This window comes from Asticcacaulis sp. P4_H10, assembly GCF_056400965.1.
On sequence record NZ_JBFUKH010000013.1, the window covers coordinates 76,846 to 97,876 of the forward strand.

Here is a 21,031-nt window from a genome sequence, read left to right on the forward strand (position 1 = left end):
GCATCGCAATCAGCATCCGGCGGGACGCGGAGACAGTGAAAGCCAAGGCGGCGATGGACGCAGCAGGTGGTAATTCAGAAACAGATGTCAGAGCGGCCGTATTCAGTCGGTCGACTGGACACGGCCGCTGATAGGCTAGGGCTGCAAGGCCAGGACAGTCACCGAGGCGGGTGCCAGACGGACCGTCGCCTTGCCGTCCTTGAGCTTCACGGATGCAGGCTTGGGTGCGACCGTATTTGGCGCTTCGAAGGTATTGATGGCGTCGAACTTGGACGCCGCCAGTGTTTCGCCGGATACAGACTTGATCTTGACGCCCAGGCTGGCGGTATCGATGTCCACCGCAGTCTTCGGATCGAGATTGGTGAGCGACAGATAGATCTTGCCATCCGCCCCCTTGGCAGCGACTGCGTCGATGCGCGGCAGGGTAATGTCACCGAAGGTGTAGGTGCCCGCGTCGAATGTCACCGGGATAAAGGTGGCGTCCTGGAAGGGCACGTACATCTTGAAGACGTGATAGGTCGGCGTCAGCAGCATCTTTTCCTTGTCGGTCAGGATCATGGCCTGCAGGACATTGATCATCTGAGCGATATTGGTCATGCGTACGCGGTCGGCATGGCGGGCAAAGATATTGATGTTGAGCGCGGCCAGGACGGCGTCGCGCTGGGTATTTTGCTGCATCAGGAAGCCGGGATCGGTGCCAGGCGTTGCCTTGTACCATGCGCCCCATTCATCGACGACCAGCGACACCTTCTTCTCAGGATCGTACTTGTCCATGATGGCCGAGTGCGTGGTGACCAACTGCTCCATGCCCAAGGTGTCCTTGAGGATGACGGCATATTCCTTTTCCGTGAAGCCGGTTGCCGGCTGCGACACTGGGAAGCCGCCACCGGTTGTGTATTGGTGCAGCGACAGACCTTCGATATCCCAGGCCCAGCTGCGGCCTTTGTATGACTTCATTACAGCTTCGGTGTAGGCGGTATCAGGCCCGCTGGGCCCAACCGCAATCCGCTGCATCGGTGCGGCCTTGTTGTAGTTGCGCACAAAGCGGGCGTACATTTTCATCTGGCTGACATAGAAGTCAGGCGTCATCGCGCCGCCGCAATCCCAGCTTTCGTTGCCGATGCCCACGAACGGCACCTTGTACGGCTCGGCGTGGCCGTTCCTGGCGCGTTCAGCGCCGATGCCGTCTTCGGTGCTGGACGTCATGTATTCCAGCCACTCGGCCGCCTCACCGACCGTGCCAGATCCGACATTGACCGAAATATAGGCCTCAGCGCCGACCTGGTTGGCGAAGTCCATGAATTCGTCGGTGCCGAAGGTGTTCGGTTCGATCACTCCGCCCCAGTTGGCGTTCATCATTGGCTTGCGATCGGGCCCGATGCCGCGACGCCAATGATACTCGTCGGCAAAACAGCCGCCGGGCCAGCGCACCACGGGCACCTTGATGGCCTTCAGCGCGGCAACGACGTCGTTGCGGATGCCGCGGGTGTTGGGAATGCTTGAATCCTTGCCGACCCAAATGCCTTCATAGATGCCGGAGCCAAGATGCTCGGCGAACTGGCCGAAAATGCGGCGGTCAATCTTGGCGCCAGGCTTGCCGGCATCGATGGTTACGGAAACGCGGTCCTGCGCCTGCGCTGTCACGGACAGCATAAGCGCAGATACACCTGCTACGAGCGCGAAGGTCTTCATCTTGATTCCTGAGTCTCCCTGCTCCGTCGGGTCGGAGCTTATTTCGTCGGCTATTTTACCGCTTTGATAGCGCTACCATGGAATCGCCAATGTGAAAACAAAATTGTCCGACCATTTGCGATGTGCTGCGCTCTTGATAACCTTCCTAACCGGCGCGATAGAAACGGATGCGTACGGCGGGTTTTCCTTCGTGCGTAATGATATCGAGCCTGTTCACGAAAGCAGCCTGGTTGAGCCACTGGTAACGGCCAAGCGGCGCCTCAAAGATCGGCGTGAGCAGAATGGGCGCAGGCGACGCCGGGTCCTTTTGCGGGCACAGCGGTCCCTGGTTGCGGACATTGATAATCGTACCATCGTCCGTCTTCAGCATGTAGTCGGCATAGGCCCAGGTACAGCCGTCGCTGCGTTTCAGCTGCCAGTCCCACCCGCCGGGCAGTATGATCCCCTTGAAGCCCGAACCGTCGCCCGGCCCTTCGAAGCTGCCGCCGGTGATCGGAATGATATAGCGCTCCCCCATGGGCGTGGCGCCTGGGTTCATGCCAGCGCCCAGGGTCACGACCTCTTCGAAGACGAACTCAAGGCGCGGCTTTAGCGGATCCGCCTCTTCGGCAAATGCCGCCGGCACGCAACACAAGGCGGCCGACGCAAGAAGGCCAACAACAGCTTTCAGAAAGCGCATGATTACTTCGCTCCCATCGGTGCGAAAGACAGGTTCTTGGCAAAGAACGGCAGGACGTGATTCTGGAACCGGTCGGCAACCCCGCTGACGTGATCACCATCGTAAAGTTCGAAGCTGTTGTTGACAGAGTAGTTGCTGAGAATCGTGTGCAGCGCTTCGGTGTCGGTCTTCAGTCCGTCGCGGTCGCCGACGTCAAAGGCAATCGCCTTGTACTTGCGCATGTTCGGAATGTACTGGTGAATCATCGCGTTCGGGGCGTTGGCCGCCCATCGCGCAATGACGTCAGGCTGGGCCACGCCATCCTTGGTCGGCAGGTCCATATAGAAGGGCGGCTTTTTCGGATTTGGCGACCATGCCGAAGCGACGGCCAGGGTCGCGCGAACGAAGAATCCCAGGGACTGCGCTTCCGCCTGCGTCTTCAGGGCTTCCAGTTTGAGCCCCTCCTCCGGTGACGGCGCTCCGCGCGCAGACATGCAGCAAGGGCTCATGGCGTACATGGCGCTGAAAACTTCAGGATGCTTCATCGCAATCCGTACCGTGCCGTAGCCGCCCATGGAGTGACCGGCAAGTCCCCGGCTCTCGCGACGCGGCAGGGTCCGGTAATGGCTATCGATATAGGCAACTAGGTCTTTAGCGATAAAGGTTTCCCAGTCGCCCGTCGTCGCGGAACTTGAATACATCGAGCCATTATGAACGGTCTGCGAATTCGGCAGGACGATGATCATGCCCTTGACGCCGGCTGAATAGGCGCCATCGATGGTCTGCGGCGTCTTGATCTCCTTCGACCAGATGTCGTTGTTAATCGAATAGCCGTGCAAGGCATACAAGACAGGATACCGCTTTTGCCCGCTCGTATCGTAATCGGGCGGCAGATAGACCGTAACGCTGCGGTCGGCGGAATTGCCCTCAAGGTTCCCCTCAAGCGCCTGGCTGTGAACTGAAATCTGCTCCGTCCTTACAGACTGAGCCGCCACGGAGGAGGCAAGACCCATCAAGGCTACGGCACACAGTCCGACCAAAAACCGACGCATTGTTCTACCCTATAATAATTTGCTTATTTTCTTACATTATCTCTGACAATACCGTTTGTGAATCAAGGCAAAAAACGGCAGGCAACTGCGGTTTAGATGGAAAAACGATGAAATAGTGACAATAAATTTTATTAGCAAAATTTATTCAAAATGAAATAGAAATTTATTCCATAAGTTTTTCAATGGCATAAATAAAAACTGCAAATTTTTAGATCGTCGCACGCTGAGTCTCTGAGCCCATTTACATAAAAAATCGATCTTGCAAGCGTTGACGGATATTGTCTGATGTAATAGCTTTGTGACCGCTAACATTGTTAGCACGGATGCCTTGTCCTGCAGATGGTTCAAGGTATCACTGTACTCTCTAGCTGCTGAACTTGCGGTCTCTTCCCCGGAGAACGGCGAAGGGGCGCATTCCCAGGATGCGTCCCCATTTTTTTGCTGGCACCAGAGACGAGCGGAGCGCGCTAAACAATATCAAATCTAAAAATCAAATAATAACGGTGAGGAGAATGCCATGACACCCGTAACTTTGGCAAAGAAGGCCCGGCCTTTTGCTCTGCGTTTAACGGCAAGCATAGCCCTGGCGGCGATCGCTATGACGTGCGGCGTTACGTCATCCGCTTATGCGGCAGACGACAAGATGACCCCCATTGCGATTCCAGCACAACCAAACGCGATCGTGCTCAACACGGGCCCCCTGCCCGGCGCGACTGCCAAGGAATCCTGGCACAGCCAGTACGGCAGCGTCTTCGCGCGGAATGTCACCGTCGCAACGCTGACACCATTCCTTCCGGATCCTGCCAAGGCCACAGGCGCAGCCGTCATCGTGGCCCCTGGCGGTGGCTTCCGTACCCTGTCGATGAACAACGAAGGCTGGGATGTCGCTCAGGCGCTTGCTGACCAGGGCATCGCCGCCTTCGTGCTGAAATATCGCCTGAACCAGACCCCTGAAGACATGGCGGGTTTCGAAAAGTCGATGACCGAGATGTTCTCCGGAGCCGGTGCACGCCGCGCGCCTCCTCCCGGAACGCAGGATCCCTCGACCTTCCTCGCACCCCAGATCGCGGATGCGCGCGCAGCCTTTGCCCTCGTCCGTTCGCGGTCAAAGGAATGGCACGTCGATTCCGACCGTATCGGCATGGTCGGCTTCTCCGCCGGCGCCATGCTGACGCTGTCGACCGCGCTTTACGGCCAGGACGCCAAGCCAGCCTTCATCGGCGATATCTATGGCCCGCTTATGCCGGTTACAGTCCCGGCCGACGCGCCGCCGCTGTTTGTTGCGCTCGCCGCCGACGACCCCCTCTTCGGTGGACCGGAATACGGCCTGATTACCAACTGGCGCGCGGCCAAGCGCCCGGTGGAATTCCACCTTTATGAACAGGGCGGCCACGGCTTTGGCATGTACAAGAAGACAACCACCAGCACGGGTTGGTTCAACGCCTTTTCGAGCTGGCTTGGCATGCATGGCTATCTGAAGCCAAAGAGCTGACGCTGAGTTCCCCCTTCCGGCATTTGCATAGCGAACGACGGAAGGGGGGCCTTTACTGCCGGACCAAGGCGTGACGACGGTTCGACCGAGATTCATCACGCTCTAAAGCCTTACTCGACGAACGGTACACGTAAAGACCTGAACTGTCTGGGCAGTCATCCCGCCGCGTTCATTGATTGGGTTGCCCTGCCCCCTAACGATTGCAATCGCTGCCGCTTTAAGAGCCGCGATCCAACAGGGAGCCCATCATGAATTTCGACAATCTCGCCCTTAACAGACGCCGCGCGCTTTTCGCGTCGGCAACCGCCGGCATAGGCCTGGCCTTCCAGGGATCGGCGAACGCCGCCGCCAGCCAGAAGCCCGCCGCCGCCAGCGGGTCCACGACCCCCAGGTCGGCTATCGCCACGACGCAGTACGGCAAGGTCCGCGGCTACATCGACCAGGACGTCTTGACCTTCAAGGGCATTCCCTATGGGGACGACACGGGCGGTGAAAACCGCTGGCTGCCGGCGAAGGCGCCCAAGGCCTGGACCCATGAATATCCGGCGCTTGCCTATGGTGCGAACTGTCCGCAGACCCTGCATAACTTCCGGGCCGTCGAACACACCTTCCTTCAGCAATGGACGGACGGCTTCGTGGGCGAGGATATGCTCAAGCTGAACATCTGGACGCCGTCTCTTTCTGGCAATCGCCCGGTCATGGTCTATTTCCACGGCGGCGGGTTCAGCTTCGGGTCGTCCTACGAACTGGCATCACATGACGGCGCCCAGATGGCGCGCAATCATGATGTGGTGCAGGTTTCCGTCAATCACCGGCTCAATGTCCTGGGCTTTTTTGACCTGTCAGAATTCGGCGGCTCGGCCTATGAGGATTCCGTCAATGTCAGCATGACGGACCTGATTGCCGCCCTGCGCTGGGTCCGCGAAAATATCCACAATTTCGGCGGCAATCCCGACAACGTCCTGATCTACGGTCAATCGGGCGGCGCATCGAAGGTGACGACCCTGCTGGGCATGCCGTCGGCGAAGGGCATGATCCACAAGGGCATCGTCCAGTCCGGCGGTGGCGGCAATATTCCTTCGGCGGAACAGTCGAAGATGTTCGCGCGCGAAGTCATCAAGGAGTTGGGGGTCGCAGCCGGCGATATGGCCGCCCTGCAAAAAATGGACTGGGCCACGCTGAATGCCGCCGGCCTGCGCGTCGCGGAACGCATCAACGGGCCCTCGCGCGGCGGTTACCTGACACCCGGTTTGCCGAACGCCGCACCCCGCGTCGGCTGGGCGCCGACGGTTGATGGCCGCCTGATCGTGGTCCGGTCCTACCAGGATGTCGCACCGGAAGCGTCGCGCGATGTGCCGGTCATCATCGGCAATGTCAGCGAAGAAGGCATGCGCTTCAGCTCCAATCCGACCGAAGCCGAATGGCGGGCGGACCTGGCCAAGACGCTCGGCGAGGCCAAGGCGGGCGCGCTGGTCGATTCGATGAAGGCGGCGCACCCCGAAAAGGCCATCCGCACCCTGTCCTACGGCGTCGGCGGAATCATGGGGCGCAACAATGTCCAGCGCATGGTCCGGCTGAAGCACGGACAGCATGCCGCCCCGGTTTATCAGTACCATTTCCAATGGCAGTCGCCGCAACTGGATGGCGTCGCCGGTGCCTGGCATACGGCGGAACTTGCCTTCTGCTTCGACAATACCCGCCGCTGCGACCAGGGCACGGGCGACACGCCGCAGGCCCGCGCGCTTGCGACCAAGATGTCCGGCGCCTGGGCAACCTTTGCCAGGACAGGAAATCCCAGCCAGCCGTCACTGCCCTGGTCCGCCAGCGATCCGGTCAAATGTCAGACGATGGTTTTCGACAATACATGCGGCATGCAGGACGATCCGGAAGGCGCGACGCGGCGCATCCTGTTGACCTGACGCTGCTGGACAATCGCCTGAAATGCAGAAGCGCCGAACCACAAGGTTCGGCGCTTCATGTTTTTAGATCGCTTTAGAAATCGATCGAATAGGTCAAACTGATCGTTCGCGGACGGGCGTAAATCACCTCGGCATAGCCCGCTGAAGTACTCTCGGACGATGTGCCGGCCAGTGGATAGACCCGGTCGGTCAGGTTATTGCCCGACAGGGTGACGTTCCACTTGCGATCCTCCGGTTCGAAGACGATCGACGCATTTACGATCGTGACCGATTTGTTCTGCGCGATGGACACGGTATTGCCGGCGTCAAAGTATTGCTGGCCCGTGTAGGCGACGTTCACACGCGGTGTCAGCCTGTAGCCATCATGCGGATGGAAGGTATAGGCAGCGCCGATATGTCCCTGCAATTCCGGAGCGAACGGCAAACGGCTGGACAGGGTTGCCACCGAGGTCGGCGTCACCGCGCCATAGGACGGCGGGTTGGTGATGCTGTCGAAGCCGGTATCGAGCGTACCCAGGCTGGCGTTCAGATAGAGGTCCGGGAACGGCACATATTCGGCTTCAAGTTCCATCCCGCTGATCGTCGCTTCGCCGGCATTGAACAACAGAGGAACGACGCCCAAGCGGTAAGTCATCTGCATGTCGGTGTATTTGGTGCTGAAGGCCGCACCATTGATGCGAAGGCCGCGCACCGGATTGGCCTTGAAGCCGGCCTCTAGGGTTTCGGCCGATTCCGGCGCAAAGGAGATCGGCACATTGCCCGGAGGCGAATTGTTATAGCGTTCATTGAAGCCACCGCTCTTGAAGCCCTGCGACCAGCTGACATAGGTCATGAGCGCCGTACTCCAGCGGTACTGGACGCTGGCAGAGCCGGTCGTTGCCGTGAAGTTGCGTTCGTTCTTGCCGGTGCCGATAAACAGGCAGCCGGTCTGCGTCGGAGGCGGGCCGCCGAATGGACACAGCGCAGTCGGTGCCGCGGGCTCTGCCGCCGTATAGGGGGCAACATTGAACATCACAGCCTGGAGGCTCTTGGTTTCGTCCGTATAGCGCAGGCCCGCAGAGAAGCTTAACGCATCGGTCGCCTTGAAGCTCCACTGCGTAAACAGGGCTGTTGCCTCGGTCTCGAGCTGGACCCGCTGGGTGTCGTACGACGTGCCAGGATTGCCCAGGCCGACCAGCACGCGATCGAATGTATCTTCCTTGAAGTAGTACGCACCGATCACGCCATCCAGCCGCCCAAGCTTGATCTGTGCCTGCAGTTCCTGGCTCTTCTGTTCGCTCTTGCTGCTGTAGTTTGTCTGCAGGATCAGCAAGGGCGTGTTGTCCGCGTCACGGGCACCGGCCCATTCCAGGGTTCGTGACGACGAGATCGACTTTAACGACAGCGCATCGCTGAGTTTCCATTCGGCAACCAGTGACACCCCCGAGTTTTCGAGCGTGCTGAAGGCCGGCGCCGTGCCGCCGTTTGTGAACGGACCCTTATACTGCGCGTCGTTTGCGCAGCGGGCATCTGCGGTTGCCGGCACGAAGGGGGGCGGGAAGGTCGCACCCGGACATCCGGCCGCCTTGCTGGCTGCCGCCGGGAAGGTCTGGTTCTCGGCGATCTGCAGGAAGACAAACGGCGATCCATGCTCGTCGGCCTTGGCGTAGTCACCGCGCAGGGTCAGGGTCAGGTCGGAGGTCGGCTCCCAGCGCAGGGTGCCTTGGGCATTGGATGTATTGGTGTCGCCCAGGTCGAGACCGTCGGACACACGGTTTACGTACCCGTCACGCGTACGCTTGCCGAGCGCCACGCGCCCCTGCAAGGTTTCGGAAATCGGCAGGTCGAAGGCGACGAAGGCCTCCTGGAGATTGTCGTCGCCGATACCGACACGGGCCGTATTGCCTGCGCCAGGGCGATTAGTCGAAAGGAGCACCGCACCGCCAATGGTGTTACGACCGAAAAGCGTGCCCTGGGGTCCGCGCACGACCTGCGCGCTGGCGATGTCGCGGAATTCCATGGCGCCGCCAACTGACCGCCCCATATAGACTTCGTCGATATAGAGCCCGACACCGGGATCGACGGCTCCGGTGGCGTCGGTCTGGCCGATACCGCGAATGAAGACCTGGGCTGCGGAATTGTTGCCCGTCAGGGTGCCGTAGGTAGCGAACTGGAGATTGGGCGTCACCTTGCCCAGATCGGTTGTCGCCTGAATCTGCTGTCGCTCCAGCGACTTGGCCGTCAGTACCGTGATGGCGATGGGCGTGTCCTGAAGCAGTTCGGTCCGTCGCCGCGCGGTCACGACAATGGCTTCATCGTCAGGATTTGCGGCCTGCGCCTGCGTTCCGGTCGCCGCTTGCGCAAACGCTTGGGAACACAGGAAAGGCAGACAGGAAACGGCGAGAACCGCAGCGCCCGCCTTGTAAAGCCGACGCACGGGCGCACGGCCATTTTCATGGAATTTCATCTGGATCTCCCCATTTATTATGTCACATATTGGTTATGTGTGCTATTTAGTAGCCGTCATACCTAATGCTGTTCCTGGAAGACCGTCAAATCAAATGACGATGTTATTTCCACCTGTTGCAGGCACGACACATATAAAAGGTGAGTGGTTACAGGTGTCTGTTGCGGCGGCCCGACCGGCGGAATAGTATCCAGAGTGGCTGCCGTAGCCAAAAAATGAAAACGCGCCGCGAAACGAACGACGGCGTAATGGGAGATATCCGATGAAATACGTTTTAGCCGCCGCCGCGGCTGCGATGATGATTGCCTGTCCGGTATCGGCGCAGGTTACACCGCCGGCAGTTGCCGATGACTTCAAGCCGTCGTCACTGAACCAGCCGGGCCAGGACTATCCGCAGGTCAATTCACAGGGCTATGCCCGTTTCCGCATCGTCGCGCCGGAGGCGCAGAACGTCAAGGTCAGCCTGGGCCTGGGCGGGCGCGGCGGTACTGTCCTGACCAAGGGCGCCGACGGCGCGTGGACCGGCACCTCCGAAGGCCCGCTGGATGAAGGTTTTCACTACTATCACCTGACCGTTGACGGCGGCACCTTTAACGATCCGGGCGCGCTCAACTACTACGGCTCGATCCGATGGGAAAGCGGCATCGAAATCCCGGCACACGATGCCGACTTCTATGCGCTCAAGGACGTGCCTCATGGCCGCGTGGCGCAGATCCTGTTCCCCTCCCCCAGCACCGGCGCGCAACGTCGTGCCTTCGTCTACACGCCGCCGGAATACGACAAGAACCCGAACGCGCGCTACCCGGTGCTTTATCTCCAGCACGGCTGGGGCGAGGACGAAACGGCCTGGTCCAATCAGGGCCACGCCAACCTGATCATGGACAACCTGCTCGCCGCCGGCAAGACGAAGCCTTTCATCATCGTCATGACCTACGGCATGACCAACGACGTCCGCCCGGGTGGTCTGGGCTCATTCGACATCAAGCCGTTCCAGACGGTCCTTGTCAACGAGTTGATTCCCTATGTCGACAGCCACTTCCGCACGAAATCGGACCAGGCGCACCGCGCCATGGCGGGCCTGTCGATGGGCGGGTTCGAGACCAAGCTGATCACCTTCGCCAACCTGGACAAGTTTGCCTATATCGGCCTCCTGAGCGGCGGCACGATTTCGGTCGAGGACGCGGACAAGACCCCCGGCTTCCGCGACAAGGTCAAGCTGGCCTTCGTCAGCTTCGGCAGCCGCGAACTGGACGGCGGGCGCGCCGGTCCTCCGGGGCAGCCACGCCAGGATCCGCGCGCCAATGCCGAGGCGCTGAAAGCTTCTGGTTTCAACAGCGTCTTCTACGTCTCACCGAATACGGCGCACGAGTTCCTTTCGTGGCGGCGCAGCCTGCGTGAGCTGGCCCCCCTCCTCTTCAAGGAGTGACCTAAGAAAAAGGCCTCAGGATCATGTCCTGAGGCCTTTTACTTTCACGCTTACGGCTTCGGCTTCAGATAGCCGTGCATTTCGATCCATTTGACGAAGGCATTGAACCACCCCGTGCTGGTTGTCGGCTTCTGGTACATGCCAAAGCCATGCCCACCCCGCTCGTACAGGTGCAGCTCTACGGGACGATTGGCCTTGCGCCAGTTTGTGATCAGGCCAAAATCGGGGGCGACTAAGCCATCATCGGCCGCCAGGGCGACAAACATCGGCGGCGCGTCCGCAGGCACATCGACGGCGGTCAGCGGCGCATAGACGTAACCAATAAAAGCGGGCTTTGCTTCCGCGCTTTGGAGTGTCGTCCAAAGGGTCAGCCGGGCACCTGCCGAAAAGCCCACCATGCCGATGCGGTCAGGATCGACATGCCATTTCTTGGCATTGGTGCGAACAAGAGCGAAAGCCGCGTTGGCGTCGGCAATCTGCGGCGAGTCTGCGGGAACGACCCATGGACGCGTGGGGCTGCCAGAGGACGGCGGCGGACCCGAAGGCTTCGAAAACTCGTCAAAACTGGCCGGCGTCTGGTTGAGACGGTATTTCAGCACGAAGGCGGCAACACCCTTGTCGGCCATCTGCCTGGCCATGTCCCAGCCCTCGTTCTCCATCGACAATGTGCGAAAGCCGCCGCCCGGCGCGATGATGACCGCCGCCCCTGTCGCTTTCGCCGGATCCGGCAGAAAGGGTGTAAGGGTCGCTTCCGTGACATTGCGAGCGAAGACGCTGCCATATTGGCTATGCCAGGATTCCGGCGCCGTTGCGCCCGGCAAAGCACCCGTCTTCAAGGGAATGGCATTGGGCTGCGCCGGAATGTCGATAGCGACCATCCGGTTGTCCTGCGCCATGCCTGGCGACGCAGCGGCGCACGCGAGGGCAAGCACACCGGCCAGCCCCACTTTCCGCATCGACCGAACGACGCCCGACACTGTTGTCATGTTGGAAATCATAGCTATTACCTTACCTGTTCACGTTGCTGGCTCTGCCAGACCCATTGTTAGCGGTAACGTAAAATCATATGCAATATTGTCAACAATTTGCTGCGTGACGTGAGATCTGGTACTCCGGGGCCGGATATCTCCTCCCCTTAAGACAAGCCTTGATTACGCGGCGCCGCGCCTTTGTGCCGAAACGGCCGCAGTCTCACTACCGCTGTCCTGGGCGTCGGCAGCATCCCGGCTGACATATTCAAACCAGTCAAAGTCAGCCCGGCAGGCCGAGCCCGACATGTCCTGACACGCCATACCGATAAAGGTGCCGGTGAAACTCGGATAGCCCGGAAGGGTCGCCTCGTCCGACAGGCTTGTTGCGTCAAACACCTCGTCCAGATCCTGCCACCCTGCCCCCGTCGTCCGATAGCTGAAAGTGATGTGTTTGCCATCCGACCTGGCGCGCAACTCAACCGGGCCGTCGGGAAGCGGATAGACCCGCGACAGAGCTTCGGGACAACGCGGATTCGGCAGCGCCGACAGGACACGAAGATGACGCCCGGACGCTGAATCGAAGCTGATATAGCAGTAGTGAAACTTTGTGGAATTGTAATAGCAGACGAGACCGGCCGATTGCTGGAAGTTGCGCGGCTCGAAGTCCAGCAAGGTTGTCGCCTCGTAGGCAAACGCCGTCTGGCGCCGTGCAACAAGACTCTGCTCAAAGAGACTCCCGATCGTCTCGCGTCCGAACAGGGTCAGATGGCCAGGGCGAACAGATAAACTGAACAGTGCTTCGGGATACGGCGTGCGCAGCCATTGGAAGTCGTCTGCCAGGTCGGTCTCATCAAAATCATAACGCCGGGACGGCATGCGCTGATCGGCAATAGCCGTGCTTACCGGGTTGTCCGGCGCAACAAGCGGCAGCGAAGGCGCGATCCATCCGTCGGCCGTCCATTGAACCGGTTGGATCGCTGTTTCGCGACCCAACACACAATGCCGCGTCCCCGGAGCGGGTCGGCCGCAGAGATAAACCATGAGCCAGCTTCCATCCTCCGCCTCGACGAGGTCGGCGTGACCGGCGCGCTGCAACGGAATATCCCGCCGGTCGCGGCTGCTCAGGACTGGCCCGTGCGGGCAAACCTCATAGGGTCCATACAAATCCCGCGACCTTGCCAGGGTGGCGGCATGGTCCCATCCCGTCCCCCCCTCGGCGACCATCAGATAGTACCAGCCGTCGCGGCGATAGAGATGCGGCCCCTCGGTATAGCCGAGTTCAGTGCCTTCGAAGATAAGCCTGGGCTCCCCGACCAGGGCCTGCCGTTCGGTGTCGTAGGGTTGCAGCAAGATACCGGCAAAACGATTGTTCCCGCTGCGGTGATCCCACAAGAGATTGAGCACGTAGCTCTGGTCATCGGCGTCATGAAAGAGCGATGGATCGAAGCCGCTGCTGTTGAGGTAGACCGGATCGGACCATTCACCGTCGATGGCGTCGGCCGTCACGAAATAGTTGTGAAAATCCCTGAGCGATGTGCCCTGCGCGCCGTACTCGGTCGTCCGGCCGTAGCGCCTGACCAGCGAATAGGTCAGATAGAATTTTCCCTTGGCATGGCTCAGGCATGGCGCCCATATGCCGCAACTGTCGGGGATGCCGCGCAGGTCGAGCTGCGTCGGCCGCCGCAACGGCCGGGAGATGACCCGCCAGTTCACCAGGTCGGTCGAGTGATGTATCTGGACGCCCGGGAACCATTCAAAGGTCGAGGTGGCGATGTAGTAGTCGCTCCCGATGCGGATGATCGACGGGTCCGGATTGAAGCCGGGCAGTATGGGATTATGTATCACGCTTTACCTCAGAGACCGTGTCGCTGGGACGAACGAGCAGCCACAGTATCAGTGCACCCAGAAGGTCGATGCCGCCCAGAATCATAAAGAAGGGGGTGTAGCCGGTCGTCGTGACCAGCGCGCCGATCGCCACCGAAAACAGAAGTGCCCCCAGATTGGCCGCCGTTCCCGCCATGCCGGCCACAGTCGCGACCTCGCTCTGGCGGAACAGGTCGGACGACATAGTGATGACCGTCACCGATAGGGTCTGGTGCGCGAAGGCGCCCAGGCACAAGAGCGCGATAGCAGCATACGGGCTTTGGACGGCCCCGACGAATACGACCCCCGTCATCATGACCGCGCCGACGGTAAAGGTGAAGCGACGGGCATTAATCAGAGAAATGCCGAACTTCTGAAAGGTGCTGACCAGGAAGGGTCCAAACAGGCAGCCGACATCCGCGGCGACAAACGGCAGCCACGCGAACAGGGCGATCTGCTTCAGGTCGAAACCACGAACCTGAGTGAGATAGAGGGGGAGCCAGAAAACCAGGGTGCTCCAGGTCGGATCGGCCAGGAAGCGCGGGATCGCGATTCCCCAGAAGTTGCGCTGACGGAGAATTTTCCACATGGACGGGCGCTCGGAAGACGCCGCCAGATGCTTTTCCTGACCCTGTTGGATATAGGCGCGCTCTGTCTCCCGCAGGGCCGGATGCTCCTTGGGTGACCGGTAGTTAAACAGCCACAGGAAGGCCCAGGCAACGCCGAAAGCGCCCGTGATTACGAAGGCCGCCTGCCAGTTATAGTACAGGATGGCGAAGGCGACGAGCGGCGGCGCCAGCATTGAGCCGACCGACGCACCGATATTGTAGAGGCCGCTCGCAAAGCCGCGTTCCTTTGCCGGGAACCATTCGGAAACGACCTTGAGTCCGCCCGGCTGAGCGGTGCCCTCGGCAAAGCCCTGTAAGCCACGTAGAAAGGCCAGGGATTGCCAGTTGCCGGCCAGGGCGTGCGCCATAGTGATCAGGCCCCAGGCCAGGGCAAAAATGAACATGCCTATCTTGAGTCGAATGACGTCGAGAATATAGCCCGCAATGGGTTGCAGCATGATGCCGAACTGAAAGACACCCGTAATGATGCCGTAGTCCTTTTCGGTCATCTTCATACTGGTCATGAGCGTCGGCGCGGCGACGCTGAGCGTGCTGCGTGTCAGATAGTTGAGGATGGTGCCGACTGTCAGCAGGAGAATAATGCCCCACCTCACGCCACCGCTTCTAAATAGCGCCATAAGAAATCTCACAGACCCAAAACGAAAAAAGAGTGCGCCCCCTTCAGGGAAAAAGGGGGCTCGTGGGACACACACATCAGGGAGACGGGAAGGCTCGTTTACCCACACACCCTTCATGGATAGCACCGGAAATGCGCAAGGGGTGCAACATTTCCGGATAACTGCCCAAGAGAACTCCCCGGCCATTGCCCCGAAGCGACGCCGGCCAAGGAATACTGTTAGGAGCGACATGGCGAAACTGTGAAATGGTTTCGCCTTAAATATCGCAACAAAACAAAAACTTATATCAGTATGATGCTTCCGCCTTAAATCACTCCGATCTAGTAGCTGAACCGCAGGCCGACTCTGCAGAATCGTCCGAGGAGGTCGTAGAGCGCGGGCTTTACGTCGAGACCTGTGTGGGTCTGCGGCGAGGATTGTGGATCGACATTGAACATGTTGTCGATCTTGAAGTCGGCTTGGACACCCTTGCGGATACTCGCCCGAACGACGCCCTGGCCATCGAGCAGGGTCAGGGTGCGGCTGACGCCCGGGCCGCACAGGATACGCTTAAAGCTTTTCATCGTTTCCCTTGAGCAAATGCCCATATTATTATCAACTATCCCTGATCACAGTTCCGACAATCTTTTCTTGTGCGAAAGATCTACCGTTCTGCGTGCGTCTGTTATCGGTGTGCTTTATTTCTTGTTTTTTATTGTGGACCTTTACGCACCAGCATGAGCGATCTGCCCGGCAAAAACGTCACCTTCACTGAAATCGCCGCACCAAGCCGCATAAAGTCTGATGATATATGATTTGAATCAGTCCTTATCGTCAATAGAAATTCCACTGCCCCACTATAAAAACGCCTCGCCGCAAGGCAATGCGAACCAACAATATACTGAAATATATGATATTATCAAAATAATCCGCTCAATCCAATTTATCAAACCAGTGGGCCGTACAATCCGCGGCGCCGTCACAACGAATAATTCATCAGGCTGATTGCATCATACAGTCTGCTTATTAACGTCGAAAAGAAGAATTCCAATTCAAACGCCATCGTGTGATATTTGTCAGGTGTGGAATTCCATGATGCATGTGAAAGGGCTGGGACACAGCAGACCCTTAAGGAGATCCGGTTTGAATTTTCGCGGGCGTTCATGAGCAAGGCACCAAAGCGGCGACAGGTCGTCACCTGGGACAGCAACGCAATTGACGGACAAGCCCCGACCGGCCGGAATTCTTCACGCCTGCACGATCTGCTTGCCCAAAAGCTGGCCGAGGAAATCATATCCGGACACAGACTGCCGGGAGACGTCCTGCCTACGGAACTGGACATGTCGATCTCGCTCGGCATATCGCGGACCGCTGTCCGCGAAGCCATGCGGATACTGACGGCCAAGGGGCTGATCGAACCACGGCCTAAGCGCGGCACTTGCGTTACCGAAAAGACAGCGTGGAACCTGCTAGATCCCGATGTCATCGGCTGGATGTTCGCCAAAGAGCCCGACGACCGGCTGGTGCGCAACCTGTTTGAACTGCGGTTGATCATCGAGCCGGCCGCGGCGGCGCTAGCGGCCATGCGGCGCAACGTTACCCACCTGGCGCAGATGTTTCAGGCGCTTGAGATCATGGACCGTGACACGTTATACACGGAAACCGGGCAGCAGGCTGACCGGGATTTTCACGCTGCGCTGCTGGCGGCGGCTGATAATGATCAACTGGCATCACTGAACGTATCGATCGGCGTCTCGGTGGCATTGTCGACGCGCTACAAGATCGAGCACGATGTCCTGGGCGACGATCCAGTCGCCGCGCACCGGGCGGTCTACGACGCCATCGAACACGGCGACGCCGCCGAGGCGCGCTGGTGTATGGAATCCCTGATACGCCAGGCCTCGAAGGACATTGTCGCAAGGCGTACTTCGGCAAGTTGAATCAACCTTGCCCGCATCAGCCCTGGCGATCAGCGCACCGTTAAAAATCTGACAACAGATTTGACAGGCTATCGTTTTATGATAGCGGTAACAAAAGGGCGGCAAGCTCTGTTACAGGGAGATAGTCATAATGTCGAAATACCTTATCGCAGGCATTGCCCTATGGATGACCGCTACCGCGCCGCTTTATGCACAAGGAACGGCTCCCGGTTCCAATCCGATTATCCGTGACCGCTTTACCGCCGATCCTGCGCCCCTCGTCGTTGGGGATACGCTTTACCTTTATACCGGGCATGACCAGGCAACAGGCCAGGAAATGTTCAACATGCGTGAATGGCTGGTCTTTTCGACAAAGGACATGAAGACCTGGACGCCACATACGCCCATCATGAACGTGAAGGATTTCAAGTGGGCCAAGCAGGACGCCTGGGCATCTCAGACGATCGAGAAGAACGGCAAGTTCTACTTCTACGCAGCCGTCGAACACGACAACACGCATCCAGGCAAGGCCATTGCGGTAGCCGTCGCGGATAGCCCGATCGGGCCGTTTGTCGACGCAAAAGGCTCAGCCCTGATCACCAACCAGATGACCCCCGAAGGCACGCACAGTTGGGAGGATATCGACCCGACCGTGTTCACGGACGATGATGGCACGACGTGGATCGCGTGGGGCAACCGCGATTGCTATATCGCAAAGCTCAAGGCCAATATGATCGAGCTCGACGGTCCGATCCTCAAGATTACACCTGCGCACTTCGAGGAAGGCCCCTGGCTGCATAAGCGCGGCAAGCTCTACTATCTGACCTACGCTTCGCTGGACAGGAAGACCCAGACGGACGAGCATATCTCGTACGCGACGGCGACGTCACTGGATGGGCCCTGGACCTATCGTGGCGAGTTGAGTGCGTCAGGAAAGAACAGCTTTACGATCCATCCCGGTATCGCCGAGTTCAAAGACCAGTGGTACATTTTCCTGCACAATGCCGCGCTGTCGGTTGGCGCTGAAGCCGGCGCCCTTGGCCGCCGTGCCGTAACGGTAGAGTACCTGGAATATAATGCTGACGGGACCCTGAAACCGGTCTTACAAACCGAAGCGGGTGTCTCAGCGCCGCCCCCTGCCCGCTGACGGCCTCACCAGTCTGAAAGTCCAGTGTCGCGGTTGAGCCGCAAGATCAATCTCGCGACCTTTGGCCGGGCATTGATCGGGGTTTCACACACCTGCGGTCGTCAGAAAAAGCTGAGTCGAAACAAGGCAATAGCTCATCCGAACTATCCCCAGCAATGAATCCCTGCAGAGTCAATGGCTTGGTCGTGCGCTGTTTTCAGAGTTGAGAAAAGGTTAATGACGTGGGAACACCCACTGCATCGTCTGTTTTCCGTATCCGCCTCGATCTGAAAGATAGCATCTGGCAAATGCTGTCAGGGTGACCTTGAGAGGCCGATGGGCGCCTGATTTCATTGTTTGGCTCCTCCCCTGTGTAAATCGGTATTACCGCTCTGGAGCCTCCTGCGGCCTGCTGGCGTGCCACGCGCTACAGAATCTCTCCGTCGTCGGAATTTACACAGTCCTGATGACTGTTTTTATGGCGCGTCGGCTCACCAGCCCTAAACCCTCACATCTATCCAATCATCCAGACCTGGTTAGAGACGTTAAAAGATAAGTTAGATAAGTTAAGCGCCGCAACAGGGCGGTCACTGCCTTGCAGCATAAGGTTTTCAAGCCCTGGTCCGTTCCCGATGTGCCGAGTATCCGTTCCCGAAAGATCAACGCGGCGTTCCTGATGTGCCGTGTAAATGTTCCCGATGTGCCGCAAGGCGTTCCTGATGTGTCGAAGCCTTGGGGTAAGGCGTTCGTTTTTGAATCTCTTTTCGGTGTGATTCGTCGAAACACGTTCAAAATGATTCGGAGGCCGATGCCTTGTCCGCCTCAACCTCACATTACTCGTCATTTCAGGAACGGGCGGACACAGGATATCGTTCCTTCAGGAACGCTCTTTCAACCGCGATAGCTGTTTAGCTGGAAACGGTTCTTCTCATGATAACGCTTTACGAAGCCGATAAAGGCGCTTTGGTAACGCTCGGGCGCCCGGCCGGAGTCTTCTTTCAGCCACGCCCGGAACTCATTGTGCAGGGCATAGAAGTCCCAGCCCCTGTATGTCTTGCGCAGATAATCGAGGGTTTCTTCCGTGATATGGTTTTGCGGTTCGCGCGGTTCCGGCGCAGGCGGTGTTTTTGCAGCCTGGGGCTTTGCGGCCCGGCTTGGCGCCGCCGTAACCTTGGGGGGCGTGGAGACCTGCACAGGCATCTCGTTCGCCGCCGGGCGCCGGGTCATCAGCAGAAGCGGCTCACGCGACGTGGCGGCTTCGGTGAGTTTGAGTTCRATGCCGGGCAGGTCGTTGCGCTTGACGATGGCGGCGATTTCGAATTTGAAACGGCGGTACTGGCCCTCGGCGCCGGACTTGTCGAACAGGGTCGGCAGGGCAATGGCGAAGCCCCCCTCCCCTGCCCCGCCGGCATGCTTGCGAGCGACCTTGTACAGCCAGCGCTCGCGGCCGCCGGTGATGTCGAAATAGGCGCGGTCTATGGACAGGACGCCGCCGGCCATCAGCACGCCGTCATAGAACCAGCTGGACAGCGAGATGCTTAAGCCCCGCGACCGCTCTGTCTTTTCGTCAATGAGCTGGCTCCAGTTGTCGAGCCATGAGAAGGTCGCCTCGCGCCTTTGTTCGGCACGGATGTTCGTTTTGACGGTCGTCGACTGGAGACGATCGAGCGCCTGGCCCAGCAGCTCGTAGGATCGGCCCGAGATCGGCCGCCCTATGGACCGCAGCAGGTCGTAAGGCATGATCCTGAGCGTGCGCGGGATATCGTTAAGCTTGCGTTGCTTCATGTCGTTCAGCACGCTGGCGCAATAGATCAGGATGTCGGCGTCCCAGATGGTCGCCATGCCGTAGTCGGGGTTGGCCGAGACGTGGACCCAGGTCTTGCCATCCGGAGAGGTGTAGTCGATCGGCTTCAGGCGCTTCGACTTGGCCAGGCTGAAAAACGGACGCTCCATGACCTCGCGTTGATCTCGCAGACTTAGGTCGGCGAGATAAGGCAAAAACAGGTCGATTTGCTCCGATTTTTCGACCGCGGTCATATTGATCCTTACACCGGGAGGAAAAGTTTCCTCGAGGAAACGTTTATAAGCCGATTCTCGGCTCGGACACGTGTCAGGTACCGTTCGGCAGAGCGCAGCGTCAAAAGTTTCCTGGAAGAAACTTTTAAGCGCGAACGCCGCGTCCCTGCTTCTCAAGTTCGCGCAACGCCGCTTGGAACAGGCCGGTCAATTCGGTTTCGGACGCCCCCGATCCTGCATGCAGCCGGATCGACACACCGTTACGATTGAATGACAGGACACTCAGCGCCGTGCGCCCCGATGCGGCCGCGAATGTAAGCAGTTCGCCTGACGCTTCCTGGTCAGTATCGGCCGCTATGAGCCGTTTCAGTATCTCGGCAGGAAGCAGCGGGGATTGCCCCACAGCCCTCAAATCATCTTGAATGCGAGCAATGTCCAACGCCGCATGCCGGATACGCGTCAGACGCACTTCGTCCTTGCCGTGCTCCAACACTTGAAGTTTCTGGGCCAGCGGATAACAGGTCGCCAGCTGAATATCGGCAGGCGTGGCAAAGGCAGCGACGATCCAGTCGGGCAGGGTGCCAACGGTCAGCATCTTCGACAGCCAGCCTTTCGACAGGCGCAGGCGCTCGGCCATGCGGACCTGCTTGCCGCCATAATGCAGGTCCAGCGCCTGCAGATAGGTCCGTGCGCGTTCGAAGTCTGATACATCCTTGCGTGCCCGGTTCTCGATGTCCGAGATCCGAAACGCCGCTTCGTCGTCCAGCGTATGAACCTGCGCCAGGAACATCATATCGGGATAGCTGTTGGCGCGGAGCCAGGAAATGGCCCAGTGACGTCGCGAGCCGGCAATCACCTCGTAATCATATGCTGGATCATTGGCGACCCGGCGGACGATAGCGGGCACCTTTTGACCGCCTTCAGCCAGGATCGAATCTATCAGGTCACGGCATCTTTCCTCGGTGAGCGATGCCTGGTGACGGGCATTGCCATCCCAGATGCGCACGCGGGCGGGATCCAGCAGCAGTTGCGTGATCTGTTTCACCTCGCCGGTCGCCACGCGCGCTAGGGCAGACTCGCGCGCCAGCAGGGTCATACCGGCCTTGAGTGCGTTTTGGGGTGCGTTTTGCTGTGAAATCTCCGGGGCGGGAAAAGGCGCGGGGGAGGGGGCTGCTGTATCCGTTCCCAACAGGGAAGACAGGTAATCGGCCTGGCGTTTCGACATG

Annotated in this window: 15 protein-coding genes; 5 read left to right on the top strand and 10 right to left on the bottom strand. The window is 59.0% G+C overall.

From position 1 onward, the window contains the following. Positions 1 to 135: 135 nt before the first annotated feature. The 3 genes from AC1DON_RS21235 to AC1DON_RS21245 form a co-directional block, all read right to left on the bottom strand. Positions 136 to 1,692, bottom strand: coding sequence for an alpha-N-arabinofuranosidase (locus tag AC1DON_RS21235; protein WP_476936828.1), 1,557 nt, complete (start codon positions 1,690 to 1,692; stop codon positions 136 to 138). A 145-nt stretch (positions 1,693 to 1,837) separates the two neighbouring features. Continuing rightward, positions 1,838 to 2,371, bottom strand: a complete 534-nt coding sequence (locus tag AC1DON_RS21240) for a DUF3237 domain-containing protein (RefSeq protein ID WP_476936829.1) — start codon at positions 2,369 to 2,371, stop codon at positions 1,838 to 1,840. A 2-nt stretch (positions 2,372 to 2,373) separates the two neighbouring features. Further along, on the bottom strand, positions 2,374 to 3,402 hold the full coding sequence (locus tag AC1DON_RS21245; RefSeq protein WP_476936830.1) for an alpha/beta hydrolase: 1,029 nt from the start codon (positions 3,400 to 3,402) through the stop codon (positions 2,374 to 2,376). 517 nt (positions 3,403 to 3,919) lie between these two features. Here AC1DON_RS21245 and AC1DON_RS21250 point away from each other — a divergent pair. Next, positions 3,920 to 4,894: an alpha/beta hydrolase gene (locus tag AC1DON_RS21250; protein ID WP_476936831.1), complete on the top strand. Its 975-nt coding sequence runs from the start codon at positions 3,920 to 3,922 to the stop codon at positions 4,892 to 4,894. Between the two features lie 248 nt (positions 4,895 to 5,142). Next, a complete protein-coding gene (locus AC1DON_RS21255) occupies positions 5,143 to 6,813 on the top strand; it encodes a carboxylesterase/lipase family protein (protein ID WP_476936832.1) in 1,671 nt (556 codons plus the stop codon). 73 nt (positions 6,814 to 6,886) lie between these two features. On the opposite strand, the gene AC1DON_RS21260 is transcribed toward AC1DON_RS21255, so the two are convergent. After that, positions 6,887 to 9,259: a TonB-dependent receptor gene (locus tag AC1DON_RS21260; RefSeq protein WP_476936833.1), complete on the bottom strand. Its 2,373-nt coding sequence runs from the start codon at positions 9,257 to 9,259 to the stop codon at positions 6,887 to 6,889. Between the two features lie 262 nt (positions 9,260 to 9,521). Here AC1DON_RS21260 and AC1DON_RS21265 point away from each other — a divergent pair, with 262 nt between their 5' ends. Next, positions 9,522 to 10,685 (top strand): alpha/beta hydrolase-fold protein, encoded by a 1,164-nt coding sequence (locus AC1DON_RS21265; protein WP_476936834.1) that lies wholly within the window; start codon positions 9,522 to 9,524, stop codon positions 10,683 to 10,685. A gap of 50 nt (positions 10,686 to 10,735) precedes the next feature. Here the strand turns inward: AC1DON_RS21265 and AC1DON_RS21270 are convergent, their stop codons facing one another. The 4 genes from AC1DON_RS21270 to AC1DON_RS21285 form a co-directional block, all read right to left on the bottom strand. Next, a complete protein-coding gene (locus AC1DON_RS21270) occupies positions 10,736 to 11,683 on the bottom strand; it encodes an alpha/beta hydrolase (RefSeq protein WP_476936835.1) in 948 nt (315 codons plus the stop codon). Between the two features lie 153 nt (positions 11,684 to 11,836). Continuing rightward, entirely contained in the window at positions 11,837 to 13,501 is a 1,665-nt protein-coding gene (locus AC1DON_RS21275; protein WP_476936836.1) for a glycoside hydrolase family 43 protein, read from the bottom strand. Then, a complete protein-coding gene (locus AC1DON_RS21280) occupies positions 13,491 to 14,765 on the bottom strand; it encodes an MFS transporter (RefSeq protein WP_476936837.1) in 1,275 nt (424 codons plus the stop codon). Before AC1DON_RS21280 ends, AC1DON_RS21275 begins: the two co-directional genes overlap by 11 nt. A gap of 320 nt (positions 14,766 to 15,085) precedes the next feature. Then, entirely contained in the window at positions 15,086 to 15,328 is a 243-nt protein-coding gene (locus tag AC1DON_RS21285; RefSeq protein ID WP_476936838.1) for a hypothetical protein, read from the bottom strand. 579 nt (positions 15,329 to 15,907) lie between these two features. On the opposite strand from AC1DON_RS21285, the gene AC1DON_RS21290 reads away from it, so the two are divergent. Further along, complete coding sequence (locus AC1DON_RS21290) at positions 15,908 to 16,684, top strand: FadR/GntR family transcriptional regulator (RefSeq protein ID WP_476936839.1); 777 nt, start codon at positions 15,908 to 15,910, stop codon at positions 16,682 to 16,684. A gap of 130 nt (positions 16,685 to 16,814) precedes the next feature. Continuing rightward, entirely contained in the window at positions 16,815 to 17,810 is a 996-nt protein-coding gene (locus AC1DON_RS21295) for a glycoside hydrolase family 43 protein (protein WP_476936840.1), read from the top strand. Between the two features lie 870 nt (positions 17,811 to 18,680). On the opposite strand, the gene AC1DON_RS21300 is transcribed toward AC1DON_RS21295, so the two are convergent. Both AC1DON_RS21300 and AC1DON_RS21305 read right to left on the bottom strand, forming a co-directional pair. Continuing rightward, entirely contained in the window at positions 18,681 to 19,826 is a 1,146-nt protein-coding gene (locus AC1DON_RS21300; protein ID WP_476936841.1) for a replication initiator protein A, read from the bottom strand. Between the two features lie 124 nt (positions 19,827 to 19,950). Continuing rightward, positions 19,951 to 21,030 (bottom strand): ParB/RepB/Spo0J family partition protein, encoded by a 1,080-nt coding sequence (locus AC1DON_RS21305; protein WP_476936842.1) that lies wholly within the window; start codon positions 21,028 to 21,030, stop codon positions 19,951 to 19,953. Position 21,031 lies beyond the last annotated feature (1 nt).

What these genes read in the sequence shown, in the direction of transcription:
- AC1DON_RS21265 (WP_476936834.1), top strand. Translation starts at nt 9,522, where the DNA reads ATGAAATACGTTTTAGCCGCCGCCGCGGCTGCGATGATGATTGCCTGT.
- AC1DON_RS21260 (WP_476936833.1), bottom strand. Translation starts at nt 9,259, where the DNA reads ATGAAATTCCATGAAAATGGCCGTGCGCCCGTGCGTCGGCTTTACAAG.
- AC1DON_RS21270 (WP_476936835.1), bottom strand. Translation starts at nt 11,683, where the DNA reads ATGATTTCCAACATGACAACAGTGTCGGGCGTCGTTCGGTCGATGCGG.
- AC1DON_RS21245 (WP_476936830.1), bottom strand. Translation starts at nt 3,402, where the DNA reads ATGCGTCGGTTTTTGGTCGGACTGTGTGCCGTAGCCTTGATGGGTCTT.
- AC1DON_RS21305 (WP_476936842.1), bottom strand. Translation starts at nt 21,030, where the DNA reads ATGTCGAAACGCCAGGCCGATTACCTGTCTTCCCTGTTGGGAACGGAT.
- AC1DON_RS21255 (WP_476936832.1), top strand. Translation starts at nt 5,143, where the DNA reads ATGAATTTCGACAATCTCGCCCTTAACAGACGCCGCGCGCTTTTCGCG.
- AC1DON_RS21250 (WP_476936831.1), top strand. Translation starts at nt 3,920, where the DNA reads ATGACACCCGTAACTTTGGCAAAGAAGGCCCGGCCTTTTGCTCTGCGT.
- AC1DON_RS21290 (WP_476936839.1), top strand. Translation starts at nt 15,908, where the DNA reads ATGAGCAAGGCACCAAAGCGGCGACAGGTCGTCACCTGGGACAGCAAC.
- AC1DON_RS21240 (WP_476936829.1), bottom strand. Translation starts at nt 2,371, where the DNA reads ATGCGCTTTCTGAAAGCTGTTGTTGGCCTTCTTGCGTCGGCCGCCTTG.
- AC1DON_RS21235 (WP_476936828.1), bottom strand. Translation starts at nt 1,692, where the DNA reads ATGAAGACCTTCGCGCTCGTAGCAGGTGTATCTGCGCTTATGCTGTCC.
- AC1DON_RS21280 (WP_476936837.1), bottom strand. Translation starts at nt 14,765, where the DNA reads ATGGCGCTATTTAGAAGCGGTGGCGTGAGGTGGGGCATTATTCTCCTG.
- AC1DON_RS21285 (WP_476936838.1), bottom strand. Translation starts at nt 15,328, where the DNA reads ATGAAAAGCTTTAAGCGTATCCTGTGCGGCCCGGGCGTCAGCCGCACC.
- AC1DON_RS21295 (WP_476936840.1), top strand. Translation starts at nt 16,815, where the DNA reads ATGTCGAAATACCTTATCGCAGGCATTGCCCTATGGATGACCGCTACC.